13 protein-coding genes are annotated in these 16,695 nt (G+C 61.7%); 6 read left to right on the top strand and 7 right to left on the bottom strand.

Features of this window, described 5'->3' with window-relative positions; translation table 11 throughout:
• Positions 1 to 99: 99 nt before the first annotated feature.
• The 3 genes from LMH93_RS14215 to LMH93_RS14205 form a co-directional block, all read right to left on the bottom strand.
• Complete coding sequence (locus tag LMH93_RS14215; RefSeq protein ID WP_047602864.1) at positions 100 to 1,395, bottom strand: NAD(P)/FAD-dependent oxidoreductase; 1,296 nt, start codon at positions 1,393 to 1,395, stop codon at positions 100 to 102.
• A 13-nt stretch (positions 1,396 to 1,408) separates the two neighbouring features.
• Complete coding sequence (locus tag LMH93_RS14210) at positions 1,409 to 2,497, bottom strand: polyamine ABC transporter substrate-binding protein (RefSeq protein ID WP_004374291.1); 1,089 nt, start codon at positions 2,495 to 2,497, stop codon at positions 1,409 to 1,411.
• Positions 2,498 to 2,578: 81 nt separating this feature from the next.
• A complete protein-coding gene (locus LMH93_RS14205) occupies positions 2,579 to 3,937 on the bottom strand; it encodes a glutamine synthetase family protein (RefSeq protein ID WP_004374294.1) in 1,359 nt (452 codons plus the stop codon).
• Positions 3,938 to 4,120: 183 nt separating this feature from the next.
• Between LMH93_RS14205 and LMH93_RS14200 the strand changes: the two genes are divergently transcribed.
• A complete protein-coding gene (locus tag LMH93_RS14200) occupies positions 4,121 to 5,020 on the top strand; it encodes a helix-turn-helix domain-containing protein (protein WP_004374296.1) in 900 nt (299 codons plus the stop codon).
• 78 nt (positions 5,021 to 5,098) lie between these two features.
• The gene (locus LMH93_RS14195; RefSeq protein WP_004576279.1) at positions 5,099 to 7,009 is read left to right on the top strand and encodes an AAA family ATPase; all 1,911 of its coding nucleotides are present in this window, start codon (positions 5,099 to 5,101) and stop codon (positions 7,007 to 7,009) included.
• Between the two features lie 37 nt (positions 7,010 to 7,046).
• Here LMH93_RS14195 and LMH93_RS14190 read toward each other — a convergent pair whose 3' ends face one another.
• Positions 7,047 to 8,432, bottom strand: coding sequence for an aldehyde dehydrogenase family protein (locus LMH93_RS14190; protein ID WP_004576278.1), 1,386 nt, complete (start codon positions 8,430 to 8,432; stop codon positions 7,047 to 7,049).
• 107 nt (positions 8,433 to 8,539) lie between these two features.
• On the opposite strand from LMH93_RS14190, the gene ptrR reads away from it, so the two are divergent.
• The 3 genes from ptrR (at position 8,540) to LMH93_RS14175 (ending at position 10,751) form a co-directional block, all read left to right on the top strand.
• Complete coding sequence (ptrR, locus tag LMH93_RS14185) at positions 8,540 to 9,406, top strand: putrescine utilization regulator PtrR (protein WP_004374302.1); 867 nt, start codon at positions 8,540 to 8,542, stop codon at positions 9,404 to 9,406.
• Positions 9,407 to 9,532: 126 nt separating this feature from the next.
• Positions 9,533 to 9,976 carry a hypothetical protein gene (locus LMH93_RS14180; RefSeq protein WP_060537386.1) on the top strand — a complete coding sequence of 148 codons (444 nt, stop codon included), beginning with the start codon at positions 9,533 to 9,535 and terminating at the stop codon, positions 9,974 to 9,976.
• 253 nt (positions 9,977 to 10,229) lie between these two features.
• Positions 10,230 to 10,751 carry an acyloxyacyl hydrolase gene (locus tag LMH93_RS14175; RefSeq protein ID WP_004374308.1) on the top strand — a complete coding sequence of 174 codons (522 nt, stop codon included), beginning with the start codon at positions 10,230 to 10,232 and terminating at the stop codon, positions 10,749 to 10,751.
• Between the two features lie 31 nt (positions 10,752 to 10,782).
• Here LMH93_RS14175 and LMH93_RS14170 read toward each other — a convergent pair whose 3' ends face one another.
• Together LMH93_RS14170 and LMH93_RS14165 are read right to left on the bottom strand one after the other, a co-directional pair.
• Positions 10,783 to 12,909: a TonB-dependent siderophore receptor gene (locus tag LMH93_RS14170; RefSeq protein WP_230064287.1), complete on the bottom strand. Its 2,127-nt coding sequence runs from the start codon at positions 12,907 to 12,909 to the stop codon at positions 10,783 to 10,785.
• 256 nt (positions 12,910 to 13,165) lie between these two features.
• On the bottom strand, positions 13,166 to 14,056 hold the full coding sequence (locus LMH93_RS14165) for a universal stress protein (protein ID WP_014756665.1): 891 nt from the start codon (positions 14,054 to 14,056) through the stop codon (positions 13,166 to 13,168).
• A gap of 125 nt (positions 14,057 to 14,181) precedes the next feature.
• On the opposite strand from LMH93_RS14165, the gene hisN reads away from it, so the two are divergent.
• Positions 14,182 to 14,973: a histidinol-phosphatase gene (gene hisN / locus LMH93_RS14160; RefSeq protein ID WP_230064286.1), complete on the top strand. Its 792-nt coding sequence runs from the start codon at positions 14,182 to 14,184 to the stop codon at positions 14,971 to 14,973.
• 75 nt (positions 14,974 to 15,048) lie between these two features.
• Here the strand turns inward: hisN and LMH93_RS14155 are convergent, their stop codons facing one another.
• Positions 15,049 to 16,431 carry a hypothetical protein gene (locus tag LMH93_RS14155; RefSeq protein ID WP_064614396.1) on the bottom strand — a complete coding sequence of 461 codons (1,383 nt, stop codon included), beginning with the start codon at positions 16,429 to 16,431 and terminating at the stop codon, positions 15,049 to 15,051.
• Positions 16,432 to 16,695: the final 264 nt, after the last annotated feature.

Below are 16,695 nucleotides of genomic sequence, written 5' to 3'. Positions count from 1 at the left end.
GCAGGTGCGAGGCAGTTGGCCAGTGGACGGGGCAATCCTCTTTGAAAAGAACACAGTGCGTGGCTCGCCCTGAGGGGCGCTGCAAACGTTGTGGCCCACTCAACCCAGGGCCTCACGCAAGCGGTACCACAACATGCCCAGTGCCAGCAGGGGTGAGCGCAGGGCCTTGCCGCCGGGGAAGGTCAGGTGCGGCACGGCGCTGAACACATCCAGGCCGTGGCTGTGGCCGAGGGCGATGCTTTCGGCCAGCAGTTTCGCCGTCCAGTGCGTCACGTTCAGCCCGTGGCCTGAATAGCCCTGGGCGTAATACACGTTGGGGTGCTGGTTCAGGCGCCCGACCTGGGGGAAACGGTTGGCGGTGATACCGATCATGCCACCCCACTGGTAGTCGATACGCACGTTGGCCAGTTGCGGGAACACCTTCAATACCTTCGGCCGCATGTACGCGCCGATGTCTTTAGGGTCGCGCCCCGAATAGTGGCAGGCGCCACCGAACAGCAAGCGGCGGTCTGCGGTAAGGCGGTAGTAGTCCAGGCCGACCTTCTGGTCGCACAGCGCCATGTTCTGCGGGATCAGGCTGCTGGCCAGCGCTTCGGGCAAGGGTTCGGTGGCCACCACATAGCTGCCGGCCGGCAGTACCTTGCCGCTCAGGCGCGGTTCCAGTTCATCGAGGTGCGCATTGCAGCCCAGCACCAGGCTGCTTGCGCGCACCTTGCCGCGCGCCGTGTGCAGCGTCAACCTGGGCCCGTGCTCAATACGCAGCACCGGGCTTTGCTCGAAAATGCGCACGCCCAGGCTGTGGGCCGCACGGGCTTCGCCCTGGACCAGGTCAAGTGGATGCAGGTGGCCCGAGCCCATGTCGACCAGGCCGCCAGCGTACTGGTCGCTGGCGACGATCTCGTTCAACTGCCCGGCGCTGACCAGGCGTGTTTCATGGCGATAGCCCAGGGCGGCCAGGTCGTCCTGTTCCTCCTTGAAGGCCGCGAACTGCGCCGTGGTGTTGGCCAGTTCGCAGAAGCCCCAGCGCAGGTCGCAGGCAATGCCGTAGCGGGCGATGCGCTCGGCCACCAGTTCCACTGAGTCGATGCCGGCCTGCTTCAGGTAGCGCACACCGTCCTGGCCGACATGCCGGGCAAAGCCGCTGACATCATGGCCGATACCGCGAATCAGCTGGCCGCCATTGCGCCCACTGGCGCCCCAGCCGATGCGTCGGGCTTCCAGCAGTACCACCGAGAGGCCGCGCTCGGCCAGCTCCAGGGCTGTATTGACCCCAGTCAGTCCGCCGCCGATCACGCATACGTCGGCCGTCAGTTCGCTGTCCAGGCTGGGGTAGGGTGCCGCGTCGCGCGCGGTGGCGGCGTAGTACGAGGCGGTGTGTTGAGTATTGAAAGACATGAGCGTTCTCGACTCAGCGGTTGGACTTGATCTTGCTCCAGGAGCGGGTCATGACGCGCATGATTTTTGGGCTTGGGGTGCTGGAGATGTACAGCTTGTCCAGCACCTCCTGGGGTGGGTAGATCTCGGGGTTGTTCACCAGCGATGCATCCATGTAGGCCTTGGCGTCCGGGTTGGCGTTGGCATAGCCGACCGTTGCGCTGACCTTGGCGATCACTTTGGGGTCGAGCAGGTAGTTGATGAACGCCAGGGCCTGCTCGGGGTTGTTGGCGTCCTTGGGGATGGCCAGCAGGTCGAACCACAGGTTGCTGCCTTCCTTGGGAATGCTGTAGGCGACCTTCACGCCGTTTTTCGCCTCTACGGCGCGGTTGGCGGCCTGGAACACGTCGCCGGAGTAGCCGAACGCTACGCAGACATCACCGTTCGCAAGGTCAGAGACGTACTTGGAGGAGTGGAAGTAGGTGATGTAGGGGCGCAGCTCGAGCAGGCGTGCCTCGGCCTTGGCGTAGTCGCCCGGTTTTTCGCTGCGCGGGTCCATGCCCAGGTAGTTGAGCACGGCCGGGAACAGTTCGTCGGGCGAGTCCATGAATGCCACGCCGCACTGCTTGAGCTTTTTCAGGTTCTCGGGCTCGAACAGCACCGCCCATGAGTCGATATGGTCCACACCCAGTGCCGCCTTGACCTTGTCGACGTTGTAGCCGATGCCATTGGTGCCCCACAGGTAAGGCACGGCGTACTGGTTGCCGGGGTCGTTCTGTTCAAGTTGCTTGAGCAGTTTGGGGTCCAGGTGCTGCCAGTTCGGCAGCTTGCTGCGGTCCAACGGCAGGAAGGCGCCGGCCTGGGCCTGGCGGGCGAGGAAGTGGTTGGACGGTACCACCACGTCATAACCCGTGCGCCCGGCCAACAGCTTGCCTTCAAGGGTTTCGTTGGAGTCGAACACGTCATAGACCACCTTGATTCCGCTGCTGGCCTGGAAGTCGGCCAGGGTGGTGTCACCGATGTAGTCGGTCCAGTTGTACACACTGACCGTGGGCGCGGCCTGGGTGGTGGTGGCGAACAGCAGGGTGAATGCAGCGGGGATCAGGGCTTGCAGATGACGCATGGGAACACCTCGTTGGTCTTGTTCTTGGAGTTCAGAGCAGGCTTGCCTGTGCATGGGGTGCAAAGCACCCCTCGCGGTGGATCAGACACTCAGCATCAGGAATTCACGCTCCCATGAGCTGATGACGCGCTTGTAGTTCTCGTGCTCGGCGCGCTTGACCGCCACGTAGCCCTGGACGAACTGCTTGCCCAGGTACTGCTGCACGGTTTCGCAGTCTTCCATGTGCTGCAGCGCATCCTCGATGGTGATCGGCAGGCGCAGGTTGCGTCGCTCATAGGCGCGGCCCTGCACCGGTGCGCTAGGGTCGATCTGCTCGACCATGCCCAGGTAGCCGCACAGCAGGCTGGCAGCGATGGCCAGGTAAGGGTTGGCATCGGCGCCCGGCAGGCGGTTTTCCACCCGCATCGCCTCAGGGCTGGACGTGGGCACACGCAGGCCGGCCGTGCGGTTTTCTTCGCCCCACTCGACGTTGACCGGTGCTGAGGTATCCGGCAGGAAGCGGCGGAACGAGTTGACGTTGGGCGCGAACATCGGCAGCAGCTTGGGGATGTACTTCTGCAAGCCGCCGATGTGATGCAGAAACAGCGGGCTCATGCTGCCGTCTTCGTTGGCGAAGATCGGTTTGCCAGTGGCGATGTCGACCACGCTCTGGTGCAGGTGCATGGCACTGCCTGGTTCATCGGTGATCGGCTTGGCCATGAACGTGGCGGCCACGTTGTGCTTGAGCGCGGCCTCGCGCATGGTGCGCTTGAACACGGTGATCTGGTCGGCCAGGTCCAGCGCGTCGCCGTGACGGAAGTTGATTTCCATCTGCGCCGGGCCGTCTTCGTGGATCAGCGTATCCAGGTCCAGGCCCTGGATCTCGCACCAGTCGTAGACGTCCTCGAACAGGGGGTCGAATTCGTTGGCGGCGTCGATCGAGAACGACTGACGGCCACTTTCAGCACGGCCGGAACGCCCCAGTGGTACCTGCAGTGGCAAATCCGGGTCTTCGCAGCGCTTGGTCAGGTAGAACTCCATCTCGGGCGCGACGATTGGCTGCCAGCCCTTGTCGGCGTACAGCTTGAGCACCTTCTTCAGCACGTTGCGTGGCGAAAGCTCGATAGGGTTGCCTTGCTTGTCGAAGGTGTCATGGATCACGATCGCGGTTGGCTCGATCGCCCACGGGATCTGGTAAACGGCGGTGGGATCGGGGCGGCAGACCATGTCGATGTCGGCGGCGTCGAGCAGGTTGTAATAGATGTCATCGTCGACGTAGTCGCCGGTGACCGTCTGCAGCAGCACGCTTTCTGGCAGGCGCATGCCTCGCTCATGGAGGAACTTGGCGGTGGGCGCAATCTTGCCGCGGGCGATGCCGGTCAAGTCGCTGATCACGCATTCGACTTCGGTGATCCGGTGTTCTTTCAGCCAGGTGGACAGCTGATCGAAGGGGGCGTTCATACAGACCTCTTGGTTGGGTTTTAGTGGGGGAGCGTGGGCGCTTGCGAAAACCGTTGAACAGTTGCGAAGGCGTTACGCTTCCCAGGTGACGCGCTGCAGACTATCTTGGTCGCAGCCCCCCGGGGCAATTTATCCACTTTCTTCAGTATCGAATGCACCAAAAGAGTGCATACAGGACGATGTGTGACAACCGCCAATGCGTTGAAGGTCCAGGCTTTCCACACCACTGACGTCACCGAGCAAGTGCGCGCCACCCCTGGCTGGCAGCAGCAGTACCGGCAGATGTCGCCCGGGTACTTCAGCGGTGAGCTGCGCTGTCTGGGGCTGGAGGGTGTGGAGGTGTACGAAGAGCGCCTGAACACCCGGGTGGAGCAGTTTTTCCGCGCGCCAAGCGGCTCGCTGGCGTTTTGCTTCGACCGCAGCGAGAACAGCCTGTACCTGCTGAACGAACAAAGCCGCAATATCTGGATTACGCCGGAGAACTACCACGAAGTGGCGGTCGTGTTCGACCAGGCGTTCCTGGCCCGCCATGGGCTAGACCCGCAGCGTCTGGAAGGGTTGTTCATGGTGCCATTGGGCAGCGGCCAGAATGCGCTATTCGGCAGCTGGCTCAGCGCCACCTTGACCCGGCTGGGCGAGGAGGGTTGCCCGTTGCAGGGGCAGGCCCTGGCTGAGCAGTTGCTGGAGGACTGCCTGTTCATTCTTGACAACGCCAGCCAGCGTTTACAGGGCGTGGCCCTGGGGCGGCGGGACGAGGAAAGGGCGATCATGCACCGGGTCAGCGAATGGGCGGCCGACTGCCCGGAAGAAACGCTGAACCTGGTGGAGCTGGCGGAGGTTGCCGGGGTTTCATTGCGTCAGTTGCAGCAGGCGTTCAAAGCATTCACCGGCATGCCGCCTGCGCACTGGTTGCGGCTGCGCCGGTTAAACGGCGCGCGGCGCGATCTTTTGCGGGGAGGAGGGGTGACTGTCGCCGAGGTGGCGATGCGTTGGTCGTTCTGGCATTTGGGAAGATTTTCAGAGAGTTACCGGCAGTTGTTCAAGGAGTTTCCGAGCGAGACGTTGAGGCGGGGCAGGGGTTGAGGGGGCACGCCAAAACTGAACCCAGCATCTCGTGCCGAAAGTTGCTATCGTGCCGCCCTGATTTCACCCGAGGTGCCGATGTTCTACCTGCCTTTGCCCAGCGACCAGGCTGACCGCCTCGCCAGCGCCGCCGTAACCGAGTTCTTCACCACCGCCAGTGTGCTCGATGCCGCTGCCGTGCTGTTCGTGCAAAACCTGCCACGCCAGCCTGCCACCGCGTCGGCCGACGCGCAGGAGCGTCGTTTCGCCGAAATTGTGCGCATCGCAAACGAAGTCGAAGGTGTCGCCCCCGGGCGCTTCCAGGCCCAGGTAGCGCAGCAATTCGATCGCGAAGCGTTCGCCATGGGCCTGGGCATGCTGGGCGAAAATGGCATTGCACTGCTGTCGGCCGAAGTGGAGTACCAGGCGGACGAATGGCTGGACGACGAAGGCCAGTGGAACTTCCAGTTCGCCGACCGCTACCGCCAACGGGCCACGCCGCTGCACCCAGTGTACCTGCCGTCGCTGGCCAGTGATTTGATGCTCAGCGACCAGCAGAACCGCCTGCTGCGTGAATTTCTCAGTGGCGTCGACGAGTCGGTGGCTGTGCAAGGTTTCGCCGGCACCGGCAAGACCTTCCTGATTCACCAGTTCGCCCGGCTGCTGGAGCCACAGCGCACCTTGCTGCTGGCCTTGACCGAAGGGCAGTTGCGCGCGCTGCAGGCGCGGGTCAAGGACGCTGCCGCCTATACCGCGCTGACCTTCGGCCAATTGGCTGACGAGCTGCTCAACCGTGACCTCACCAGCAACGGCTGGCGATTGCGCGATCCATACCGCACCAAGCTGTCCTGGCGCCCCCAGGAAGCGCAAGTGGTGCGCTGGCTGGCCATCCCTGATATCGGCCCGCTCGCAGCGCGTGACGTGGTTGCCTTGTGCATCCGCGCCGTGCGCACGTTCTGCCACAGTGCCGATACCCAGCTTCAGCTGCATCACTTGCCCTGGGCCGGGCCTGGCACCTCGCCGCTGGATCAGGAGGTGCTGCTGGAAAAGGCGCGTCTGTACTGGCAAGAGCTGATTCGCCCGTCGGCGCGGGACATTCAGCTACCGGTGCGTGACTACCACCGGGTCAAGCTGCTGTCGCTGACCGAGCATGTGATCGACAGCCGTTACACCCATGTCATCGTCGACGAGGCCCACGAGCTGTCGGCACCGATGCTGGCGGTACTCGATCGCAGTCCGCAGTCGATCATTACCCTGGGTGACGAACTGCAGAACCTCAACGGCCTCAGCCCGCACCATGGCAGCTTCATCCGGCAACGCTGCATCGACCATTCACTGCGCGCCGGGCCGGCAATGGACAATGTGCTCAACCCGCTGATCCAGGCGCACCCGGCCACGATCCAGGCGGCCTTCAGTGGCAACGCCGAGCACTACACCCGGGTCAGTTTCTTCGATACGGTGATGGTGCCGGAACAGCCCACGGCGCTTATCGTCGATGATGAATGGGGCCTGTTTGGCTGGTTCCAGCGCCTGACGCATCAGGGGGTGCCGTTCTTGTTGCTGAAAAGCGCTCGCAAGGACTTTGAACTGTTCGTCGAGGACTGCATCGAGCTGTACCGCTACGGCACCCGGCCGCGCCACCCGATGCTGTTCCGCTATGCCAGCTGGCAGGCGCTGGAACAGGACAAGGGCGATGACAAAGCGTTCGTCGCCGTGGCCAATATGCTGCGCAAGGGCTACACGCCGGAGCACTTTGCCAAGGCCAAGAGCCGTTACCGCTGGGACAAGGCGCCGAAGCTGTTCCTGGGGCGAGTACGGGATGTGAAGAACATGGAGTTTGCCCGGGTGATGGTGTCGCCGGAGCTGATGGTGGCGCCACAGGTGGCGGGTAACCGCAATGAGCGGGCGCGTATGCTGGCGGGGTTGTATACCGCCTGTTCGCGGGCGCGGCATGAACTGATCGTGCCGGGGGGGATGCTGGACTGGGTCAAGGACCAGGTTCGGGATTGACACAGCTGGGGCTGCAAAGCAGCCCCAGGGTCATGAATCAGTTACGGTCCAGCCACACGGTCTGGGCATTGGTGAACTCGCGCACACCAAAGTGCGACAGCTCACGGCCGAAACCGCTCTTCTTCACACCACCAAACGCCACGCGGGGGTCGGAAGCGCAGTAGCCGTTGATGAACACGCCGCCGGTATCCAGTGCGGCGGTCATGCGTTCGGCCAGCGCATAGTCGGCTGTGTAGATGGTCGAGGCCAGGCCAAACTCGCTGTCGTTGGCCAGTTCCACGGCATGGTCGGCATCGCGTGCAGTGATGATCGCCGCTACCGGGCCGAACAGCTCCTGCTTGAACGCGGTCATGTCCGGGGTGACATTGGCGAACACCGTCGGCGCGTAGAAGTTGGCCACGCCTTCGACCTTGTTGCCGCCCAGCAGCAACGTGGCGCCTTCGGCCAACGTCGCCTGAACCTGGCCGTCCAACTCGTCGCGCAGGTCATAGCGGGCCATCGGGCCGATATAGGTGTCGTCCTCCAGCGGGTTGCCGACTTTCAACTGGCGAGTGGCTTCAACGAACTTGTGGGTGAACGCATCGACGATGCTGGCTTCCACGATCAGGCGCTTGGCGGCGGCACACACCTGGCCGGTGTTCTGGTAGCGGCCTATCACCGCGGCCTGGACGGCAGCATCAAGGTCGGCATCGGCCAGCACGATGAAGGGATCGGAGCCACCCAGCTCCAACACGCACTTCTTCAGCGCGGCACCGGCCTGTGCACCAATCGCCATGCCGGCACGCACGCTGCCGGTCAGGGTCACGGCGGCGATGCGCGGATCGTTGATGGCGCGGGTGACGCCATCCGGGGTCACGTTCAACACTTCGAACACGCCTTCCGGCAGGCCGGCATCCTTGAACAGCTCACCCATCAGGTAGGCGCTGCCCATTACGTTCGGTGCGTGCTTGAGCACGTAGGTGTTACCCGCCAGAATCGCCGGCACGGCGCCGCGCAGCACCTGCCAGACCGGGAAGTTCCACGGCATCACGGCCAGGATCGGGCCCAGCGGGCGGTATTCGATACGGGCTTTTTCGACCTGGGTCGGCTCGGCGGCGAGCATGGCCGGGCCGTGCTCGGCGTACCAGCGGCACAGGCCAACGCATTTGGCGACTTCACCACGGGCCTGGGCGATCGGCTTGCCAATTTCACGGCTGATCATGTGCGCGAAAGCTTCAGCCTTGGCTTCGAGGGTACCGGCCAGGGCCAGCAGGTACTCGCTGCGCTGACCCAGCGACACCTGGCGCCACTGGCGATAGCCAACCTTGGCACGTTGCAGCGCCGCTTCCAGTGCGGCGTCGGTGTCGAACGGGTAGGCGCCAATCTGCTCGCCGCTGTACGGGTCGAGGGAGATGGCGTGGGTCAGGCTGCTGATCGCGCTCATGGCGGGACACTCTCGTTGTTGTTAATCAGTGAGGCCAGACTAGTGGGCTATGGCTTTAATGAAAACTGAATAATAATGAGCGAAACATTCACGTTTGGAGAATGGCTGTGGACCTGGTGCAACTGGAGATCTTCAAGGCTGTGGCAGAGCAGGGCAGCATCAGCGCCGCCGCGCAGCACATCCATCGGGTGCCGTCGAACCTGACCACGCGCATTAAGCAACTGGAGGAGGACCTGGGTGTAGAGCTGTTCATTCGGGAGAAGAGCCGCCTGCGCCTGTCGCCTGCGGGTTGGAACTTCCTCGAATACACCCGGCGCATCCTCGACCTGGTCCATGAGGCGCGGCTGACCGTGGCGGGTGAAGACCCGCAGGGCACCTTTGCCCTCGGATCGCTGGAAAGCACGGCGGCGGTGCGCATCCCGGCGCTGCTGGCCGCCTACAACCAACGCTACCCCAAGGTTGACCTTGACCTGTCCACCGGGCCCTCCGGGACCATGCTCGAAGGCGTGCTGTCTGGCCGCCTGGTGGCCGCGTTCGTCGACGGCCCGGTGCTGCACCCGACGCTGGAGGGCATACCGGTGTTCGAGGAAGAGATGATGGTCATTGCGCCGCTCAACCATACACCGGTGACCCGCGCCCAGGACGTGAACGGTGAAAGCATCTACGCCTTCCGTGCCAACTGTTCATACCGCCATCACTTCGAGAACTGGTTCGTGCAGGACCAGGCGGTACCGGGCAAGATCCACGAAATGGAGTCGTACCACGGCATGTTGGCCTGCGTCAGTGCGGGTGCCGGCCTGGCCATGCTGCCGCGCAGCATGCTCGACAATATGCCCGGGTGCAGCACCGTCAGCGCCTGGCCAATGTCGGAGGACTTCCGCTATCTGAAAACCTGGCTGGTATGGCGACGGGGGACGGTCTCGCGCAGTTTGAGCATGTTCGTGAAGTTGCTTGAAGAAGGCCGCGCAAGCTGATGTTTTCACTCGATAACCTGATTATCTGAAGTGAATTTCATCTCCATGACCAGGCATCAGCACGAACACCCCTTCGCTGGGAGGATCAAATGCTAGGTAAGCCATCCTCGAAAGGAGGGTCGTACCATGCGTAACCATCACTATGCGCTCGGCGCAGCCTTACTGATCACCCTGGCCCTGCCATGGACCCTGGCCGCCGCCGCCGACCTCAATGCCCCCATCGACATGCAGGCCGTGCAGTTGCAACCGCAGGAGCAGAATGGCGTGCGCTACCTGCAGGGCGGTATCGGCCAGGATGAGGCCAATGCCCTGCGCAAGACCACGGGTTATGACCTGCACGTAGAGCTTTCGACCGGCCCGGAAGGCAAGTTCCAGAGCGGGGCCACCGTCGATATCCAGAATGCCCAGGGCCAGCCCGTGATCAGCGTCGCCGATGCCGGGCCACTGCTGTATGTGCAGCTGCCTCCCGGCAAATACAAGGTCATTGGCAATGCCCAAGGTCAGGCGGTGCAGCAGTGGGCGGCCGTCACGGGCAAGGCTCCCACGACCGTTAGCCTTAATTGGCGTTGATGAAGAGGCAGGCAGGAGTACGGATGTACTCCTGCCTGGGGTAAGGTTACGCCTCGCGAATGCCTGTGCCCGGCAAGCACATCTTTACCGAGTGTTTTAGCCAATAGTGGCAATATACTTCCAACTTTCTGATTATCTGGACAATAATCAGAAAAGTATTACTTCGTATGACCGGTCTGGATGCACCGGTCAGCGCGAAACATCGAGGGGCCCAAGCCCCCGCTTGCCGTGTAGACCATCAGGAGAGTCGTTGATGAAAACCCGTCTAGCCGCTTCGCTGGCCGTTGCAGTGCTGGCCTTTGCCGGGGCCGATCTGGTTCAGGCTGCGCAGATATCAGGTGCCGTGGGCGCCACTGGCCAAGGTGACATGACGTACCGTATCGGCCTGTCGTTCGACTGGGACAAGACATGGCTGGAAAGCAGCGCCGGCCATGTGAGCGGTTACTGGGATGCGGCCTACACCTATTGGGAAGGTGGCGATGCCAGTGGTGCGCACTCGCTGTCGTTCAGCCCGGTGTTCACGTATGAGTTCAGCGGCTTTACCTACACGCCTTACATCGAGGCAGGTATTGGCCTGGCAGCGTTTTCAAAGACCGACGTGGGCGACCAGCGACTGGGGTCGGCGGTCAACTTTGAAGACCGTATCGGCTTTGGCCTGAAGTTGCCGGGAGAACAGAAGGTAGGCATCCGTGCCATGCACTACTCCAACGCCGGTATAAAGCAGCCAAACGACGGCATAGAGTCGTACTCGCTGTTCTACAGCACAGCGTTCTGACATGACGGGGCCGCGGCGCGGCCCCGGCAATTCAGAAGGTATACGAAACGCCGGCCTGCACCGTGCGCGGTGCGCCGGGGTATACGTAGCTGTTGAACGCCCCCTCGTCATACCCCTTGTTGAACACGTTTTTCACGTCCAGGTTCAACCGCACGTGTTCGTTGACCTTGTAGAAGCTCAACAGGTCGACCACGCTGTAGCGTTCCATCGTGTAGGTGGCTGCCGATGTCTGCCCGGCACGGTCGTCTACATACTTAACGCCTACGCCCAGGCCAAGGCCTTTGACCAGGCCATCCTGGAACTCGTAAGTGTTCAGCAGGCTAAAGGTGCTGCGCGGGATATTGGCCAGGCGCGTTCCCTTGGGCAGGGTGGTGTCCTTGGTGACTTCGGCGTCCACGTAGGCATAGCCACCGATCATGCGCCATTCGGGTGTGAGGTTGCCGGCGACGTTGATGTCCAGGCCACGGCTGCGCACTTCGCCGGCCGCGATCTTGTAAGTACCAGTAAGGTCGCTTGGGTCGTTGGTCAATACGTTTTCCTTGACGATGTGGTAGATCGCCGCGTCGACACTCAACTGGCGGTCGAGTGACTCCCATTTCACACCCAGCTCATAGGATTTGCCCTTCTCCGGGTCGAAACCACCGCCACTGGCCGGCGTGCCCGTATTGGGTTTGAACGAGCGTGCGGTGTTGGCGTAGACCGCCAGGGTATCGGTCAGGTCGTAGATCAAGCCAAGGCGGGGTGTGACGCCGTTTTCGCCCTTGCTGAAATCGCCGGCATTGTTCAGCTTGTTGTCATAGTCATGCTCGAAACGCTCGAAGCGCACGCCTGCCAATGCCTTCAAACGCTCGGTCAGGGCCACTTGGTCCTGAATGAAGAACGCCCACGTCTGCAGGTTTTCCTTGTCCCAGGTGGTGGTGCGGTTCAGGGCCGGACGCGGCTGGCCCAGTACCGGGTTGTAGATGTCGATCGGGTAGGCTGCCGAGGAACGCTGGATGATCGAGTTGTAGTCGTAGTTCTCGTATTCGACCCCGGTCAACAAGGTATGGCTGAAATTGCCGGTGTCAAAATGCCCGGTCAGGTTCAGCTGCCAGTCGCGGTCGGTCCACTCCAGCTTGCGGTAGTTGAAGTTGCGCTGCAGCGTGCGTCCATCTGCCGGTGCGCCGTCGGCTTCGACAGCGTTGCCCTTGAGCGAGCCATCGAGGAACTGGAACCCGCCAGCCAGCGACCAGTTGTCATTGAGCAGGTGCTCGAAACGCACCTGGGCCATGTTGTTGTCATTGTGCAGCAGGTTGTCGCTGCCTTTTTCCCAGATATAGGTATCGCGCGAGGCGCTGCCGGTCTGGGTGGGGTAGCGGGTCAGGCCGCGATCGAGGGGGTGGTTGTTGCGCATGAAATCGCCTTCGAAGGTGATCTTCGTGGCGTCGTTGACCTGCCAGCTGATAACAGGGGCGACATCGTAGCGTTCGCTTTCGACATGGTCGCGGAAGCTGTCGCCGCCTTCACCCAGTACGTTCAGGCGGTAGGCCAGCGAGCCGTCCTGGTTCAGCGGCCCGGTGGCATCAAGGGTGGCACGGTGCATGCCCTGGTCGTCGAACTGGCTGCCAAGGGTGACCTTGGACTCGGGCAACGGCTGCTTGCTGACCACGTTGAACGTACCGCCGGGGTCGCCACGGCCGTACAGGCTGCTGGCCGGGCCACGGATGACCTCCAGGCGCTCGACGGTGTTGGCATCCGGAGCATTGGGGTAGCCGCGGTTGATCGGAAAGCCGTTGCGATAGAACTCTCCGGTCGTGAAGCCACGCACGGTGAACGTTGTCAGCCCCTGGCCGCCGAAGTTGTTGGCGCGGCCGACACCCCCGGCGTAGTCCAGGCCGTCCTGCAGGCGCGTGGCGCCCGTGTCTACCAGCACATCCTTGGGCACCACGCTGACCGATTGCGGGGTTTCGTGCAGCGCCGTGTCGGTGCGGGTGGCACTGGCCGAGCGGGTGGCCTTGTAGCCTTCGACCGGGCCGTCGGCGCGTTCACCGTCGGCAGTACTGGTGATGCTCAGGGCCTGGAGTTCGATCGGGTTAGGGTCGCTGAGCGGTTCAGGCTCGGCAAAGGCCAGCGGGGAGACAGCATGAAGCACACAAAGCGAAACGAACGTGCGGCGCATCGACAGTACGGTCCTTGAATAGGGCGCTGAGGGGCTGGGTCGGGAAACGCCGCGAACATACTACGAATCATTATCAAATGCATTAATTTTGAGTGGCACTGGTGTACCAGATACCAGCGAAGATATAGCGTCAGTGACAACAGTGCCTGCAGGGCACTGCGAAGGGGCCGACAGGTTAGAAGCTGCTCTGTGGGTGCAAGTGCCTCTTCGCAGTACAAGGTTATTCCTGCCTGGCCCCTGGGCAGGCTGCTGAAGCTCAGCGAACAGCCTTGATCGCCAGCACATTGCACAGCGGGTGTTCCAGCACATGCGCCGTTGTCCCGCCCAGGAATGTCTGCATGGCGTCATGCCGGTGGCTGCCCATGACGATCACGTCCACCCGGTTGTGGCCGACGAACTGGGCAATGGCCCTGATCGCGGCCCCTTCGAGGAAGTGCCGGCGCTCCAGCGGGATCTGGTGATGGTCGCCCAGGCGGTTGAACGCCGCCCGCTGCGCGGTTCGCACACTGCTGTCGAAGCCGGGCATGGTGACCGTACCGGCGCCGAAGTCGGCGATGTGGGTCTTGGCCGCGTCGCACACATGCAGCAGGTGCAGTTCGGCGTTGCACTGCAGGGCCAGGTCGTGGGCGCAGTGGATGACCTGCTCGTCCAGGTGCTCGCCAGCGCCATGGCTGTTCAGGTCCACCGCAGCAGCGATCTGCCGTGGCAGGGGCAGGCGAATGTCGCTGACCAGATGCACGGCGACCGGGCTGTCCTTGAGCAACTGCCAGTCCAGCGGCGTGACCAGCAGGCGTTTGAGTACGGGCTCGTGCTGTACGTCCTTGACCAGCAGATCGCAGCCCAGCCGTTCGACCCGTTCCAGTACGCTGCCCAGCGGGTCGCGGGTCAACAACAGCTCGGTGGACACGTCCACGCCGGCATCGCTCAGCTGTTCGGCCTCATCCGCCAGCCATTGGCGGTTGTCGCTGAGCAGCCGCTCACGCTCACGACCATCGCTCATCAAGCCAAAGGTGTCGACGTCGTCGACGAACACATTGATATCCAGCAGGGCACCGCTGGACTCTGCCAACGCCGCCGCGCGTTGCAGCGCAGGCGTATGACGCATTTGCGGGCCGAGCATGACGAACAGACGTTTGAACTGGCTCATCGCACACCTCCACGTGTGGCAGCCCCCCGGTGACCTGATCAGTTTCAGTCTAGACTGCCGCAGCGTACACCGGGGCGATGTGTCGGGTATGATGCGTGCCCCATCATTGTCACGAGGCCCGTCCCATGTCCCTGAGTGCTGAACAGATCGTTGAGTATCGCGCCTTTGCCGAGCAATTGGCCGATGCTGCCGCTGCAGCGATCGCGCCGTACTTCCGCGCCAGCCTGGATGTCGAGGACAAGGGCGGGCGTCTGTACGACCCGGTGACCGTGGCCGACAAGGCCGCTGAAGACGCCATGCGTGAGTTGATCCAGGCACGTTACCCCGAACATGGCATTCTTGGCGAAGAGGCCGGCGTTGCAGTGGGCAGCAGCCCGTTGACCTGGGTGCTCGACCCGATCGACGGCACCCGGGCGTTCATTACCGGCTTGCCACTGTGGGGCACCTTGATTGCCCTGAATGACGGCACCCGCCCCGTGCTGGGGGTGATGAACCAGCCGTTCACCGGCGAACGTTTCGTGGGTACCCCGGCAGGCGCCTGGCGCAGTGGCACGCCCCTGAAGACACGTGCCTGCGCCGACCTGCCTGCCGCCACGCTGATGTGCACCACGCCGGACATGTTCGACACCGCCGAGCGCAAGGCGGCATTCGAAGCGGTCGCCGGCAAGGTGCGGTTGATGCGTTATGGCGGTGACTGCTATGCCTACTGCATGCTGGCCTCGGGCTTTGTCGACGTGATTGTCGAAGCGAGCCTTCAGCCGTATGACGTTCAGGCGCTGATGCCGATCATCGAAGGGGCGGGTGGCGTGATCACGGCATGGGATGGCAGTTCGGCGCAGGATGGCGGGTGCGTGGTGGCCTGTGGGGACCCTGCGCTGCATGCGCAGGTGCTGGAGATGCTGCGCCAGGCACAATGAAATTGCTGGCATGACCGCTGCATGTGACAAGCCACTGCGAGTCATGCAATGGCTTGTTCCTTGCTTCAATGGCGATCAGATCAACAGTTTCATGGCGCAGTAACCGGCATTTTCATCCAGTAGTGCAACGAACTGGAGGCCGTCGGGCCGTAACTGCGCCTCTTCTAATTTAGTCACTTTATCGGGAAATACGTAGCGGCCTCCCGACCCGAAGCTGACGTCCAGTTTTCCGTCGCGGGTGACTCTGTGAACGATGCCACGATCCGACATTGCAGGGCCATCATAGTAAAACAGGTTTCCGGCGATGTAGATGTCACCGGTTTGCCCAATGATCACATTTTGTGTACCAATCCCTTTTATCATCATGCCGAGATCAATTTTTATACTTAGCGTCCCGGTTTCGTTGAAGGTCGTATCCAGCGCCCCTGTGTGCTTATCATAGACTTGGAGCAACAGCTTCACGGGTTCGGTTATTAAAGGTGTGCTCACCGCGATAACGATTCTGTCTTCATCCGCGCCAAGCTGTATGGTGTGGGCACTCAGCCTTATGAACCCGACTTTGTTGAAATCGAGATCCAGTTGCCCATTGCTTTTGTATCTGGCGACAATGCTTTCGCCCGCTTCAGTGCCTACCAGGGCGAATCCGCCGTCCTCGAAGAAATGGCATCCTTGAGGTACGAATAGGCTATCACTGTCAAAAAAATTTTTAATCTGCCATTGGCTCCGACTTCCATCCGGCCCGAGCCCGGCGACTGGCACGCCTGTCTGTGCATCATGCAAAGCAAGCCAGACTGTCTGGTTCGGTTGCGAATCAAGCGAAGAAGCGTACAAGGTTTTGATCGTATTGCCGAACAGTACGCTACGGGTGGCTGGCGCCATTGCGCGACCTCTGTCTTCTCGTTGCAGCTGCTCTGGAGTACTGGCATCGCTGAGACAGTTTGCTTCCGAACGGCGATGTGCAATGGCAGTGCTGGGCGGAGTTGTCGAAGTGGGATGGCCGTCAGGTCGAACCACTATCATGCCTTTTGTGCCGAAGCCGTCAAGGGGGGTGAAGTTGTTTTGAAAGTGCCCGATAGCGGCGTAATAGAGCCGGTCGTCATTTTCCAATATATTACATTGGGAGCAGGTGATGAAGGTCGAATTCCCTTCGGCTGTCGCGGGCGTGAGGAAATAAATTTTTTGTTCATTGGAAAGCGCGGGATCTATAGGGGAGTCTTCGATTTCGACGAATCCGGGCTTGGGTTGCCAAACGCCCTTTGCATCCAGCGTTGTCCAATAGTAGAAGAGCTTGTTATCGATGGCGGTACCGGCGGTCCAGATCATTCGGCCCGCTGAGTCAATTGTCCAGGCATAGGACGAGGGCGTATGTAGGGCGTTGGGTGGTTCCGGTAGCTTGGCGTAACCCTCATCGCCGAACTCGAGATCCAGTTCACCCGCTTTATAAATACGTGTGCTCATGGGATTTCCTCCGTTTGAGCGCAGAGTATCGACTCATTCGGGCAGGCTGGAGTACTGTCAGATTTACCAGGTAACGGGAGTGACCTGCCGGGGCTGCTGAAGCCGGTCTATCGCCAAATGGGCCGGTTAAGGTCAGAGCAACAGTCATTTACGCGTCGTTGGTGCTGGATCGCGCCGCAGGGAGGAAAAGCCGTCGTGGCGTACCCCTGGCTGCATCAACACTGAAACCGAGACTTGCTATCAACGTCAGGTTCATTGTTCCCA

It is taken from the genome of Pseudomonas sp. CIP-10 (assembly GCF_020911845.1).
In the GTDB taxonomy this organism is placed as follows: domain Bacteria; phylum Pseudomonadota; class Gammaproteobacteria; order Pseudomonadales; family Pseudomonadaceae; genus Aquipseudomonas; species Aquipseudomonas alloputida.
The sequence above is the reverse complement of the archived record's forward strand: the minus strand, read 5'-3'. Positions and strand labels throughout refer to the sequence as shown.

Excerpts from the sequence above, each read along its gene's own strand:
- LMH93_RS14190 (WP_004576278.1), bottom strand. The coding sequence starts at position 8,432 with ATGAGCGCGATCAGCAGCCTGACCCACGCCATCTCCCTCGACCCGTAC.
- LMH93_RS14155 (WP_064614396.1), bottom strand. The coding sequence starts at position 16,431 with ATGAGCACACGTATTTATAAAGCGGGTGAACTGGATCTCGAGTTCGGC.
- LMH93_RS14215 (WP_047602864.1), bottom strand. The coding sequence starts at position 1,395 with ATGTCTTTCAATACTCAACACACCGCCTCGTACTACGCCGCCACCGCG.
- LMH93_RS14175 (WP_004374308.1), top strand. The coding sequence starts at position 10,230 with ATGAAAACCCGTCTAGCCGCTTCGCTGGCCGTTGCAGTGCTGGCCTTT.
- LMH93_RS14170 (WP_230064287.1), bottom strand. The coding sequence starts at position 12,909 with ATGCGCCGCACGTTCGTTTCGCTTTGTGTGCTTCATGCTGTCTCCCCG.
- hisN (WP_230064286.1), top strand. The coding sequence starts at position 14,182 with ATGTCCCTGAGTGCTGAACAGATCGTTGAGTATCGCGCCTTTGCCGAG.
- LMH93_RS14210 (WP_004374291.1), bottom strand. The coding sequence starts at position 2,497 with ATGCGTCATCTGCAAGCCCTGATCCCCGCTGCATTCACCCTGCTGTTC.
- LMH93_RS14180 (WP_060537386.1), top strand. The coding sequence starts at position 9,533 with ATGCGTAACCATCACTATGCGCTCGGCGCAGCCTTACTGATCACCCTG.
- LMH93_RS14205 (WP_004374294.1), bottom strand. The coding sequence starts at position 3,937 with ATGAACGCCCCCTTCGATCAGCTGTCCACCTGGCTGAAAGAACACCGG.
- LMH93_RS14195 (WP_004576279.1), top strand. The coding sequence starts at position 5,099 with ATGTTCTACCTGCCTTTGCCCAGCGACCAGGCTGACCGCCTCGCCAGC.
- LMH93_RS14165 (WP_014756665.1), bottom strand. The coding sequence starts at position 14,056 with ATGAGCCAGTTCAAACGTCTGTTCGTCATGCTCGGCCCGCAAATGCGT.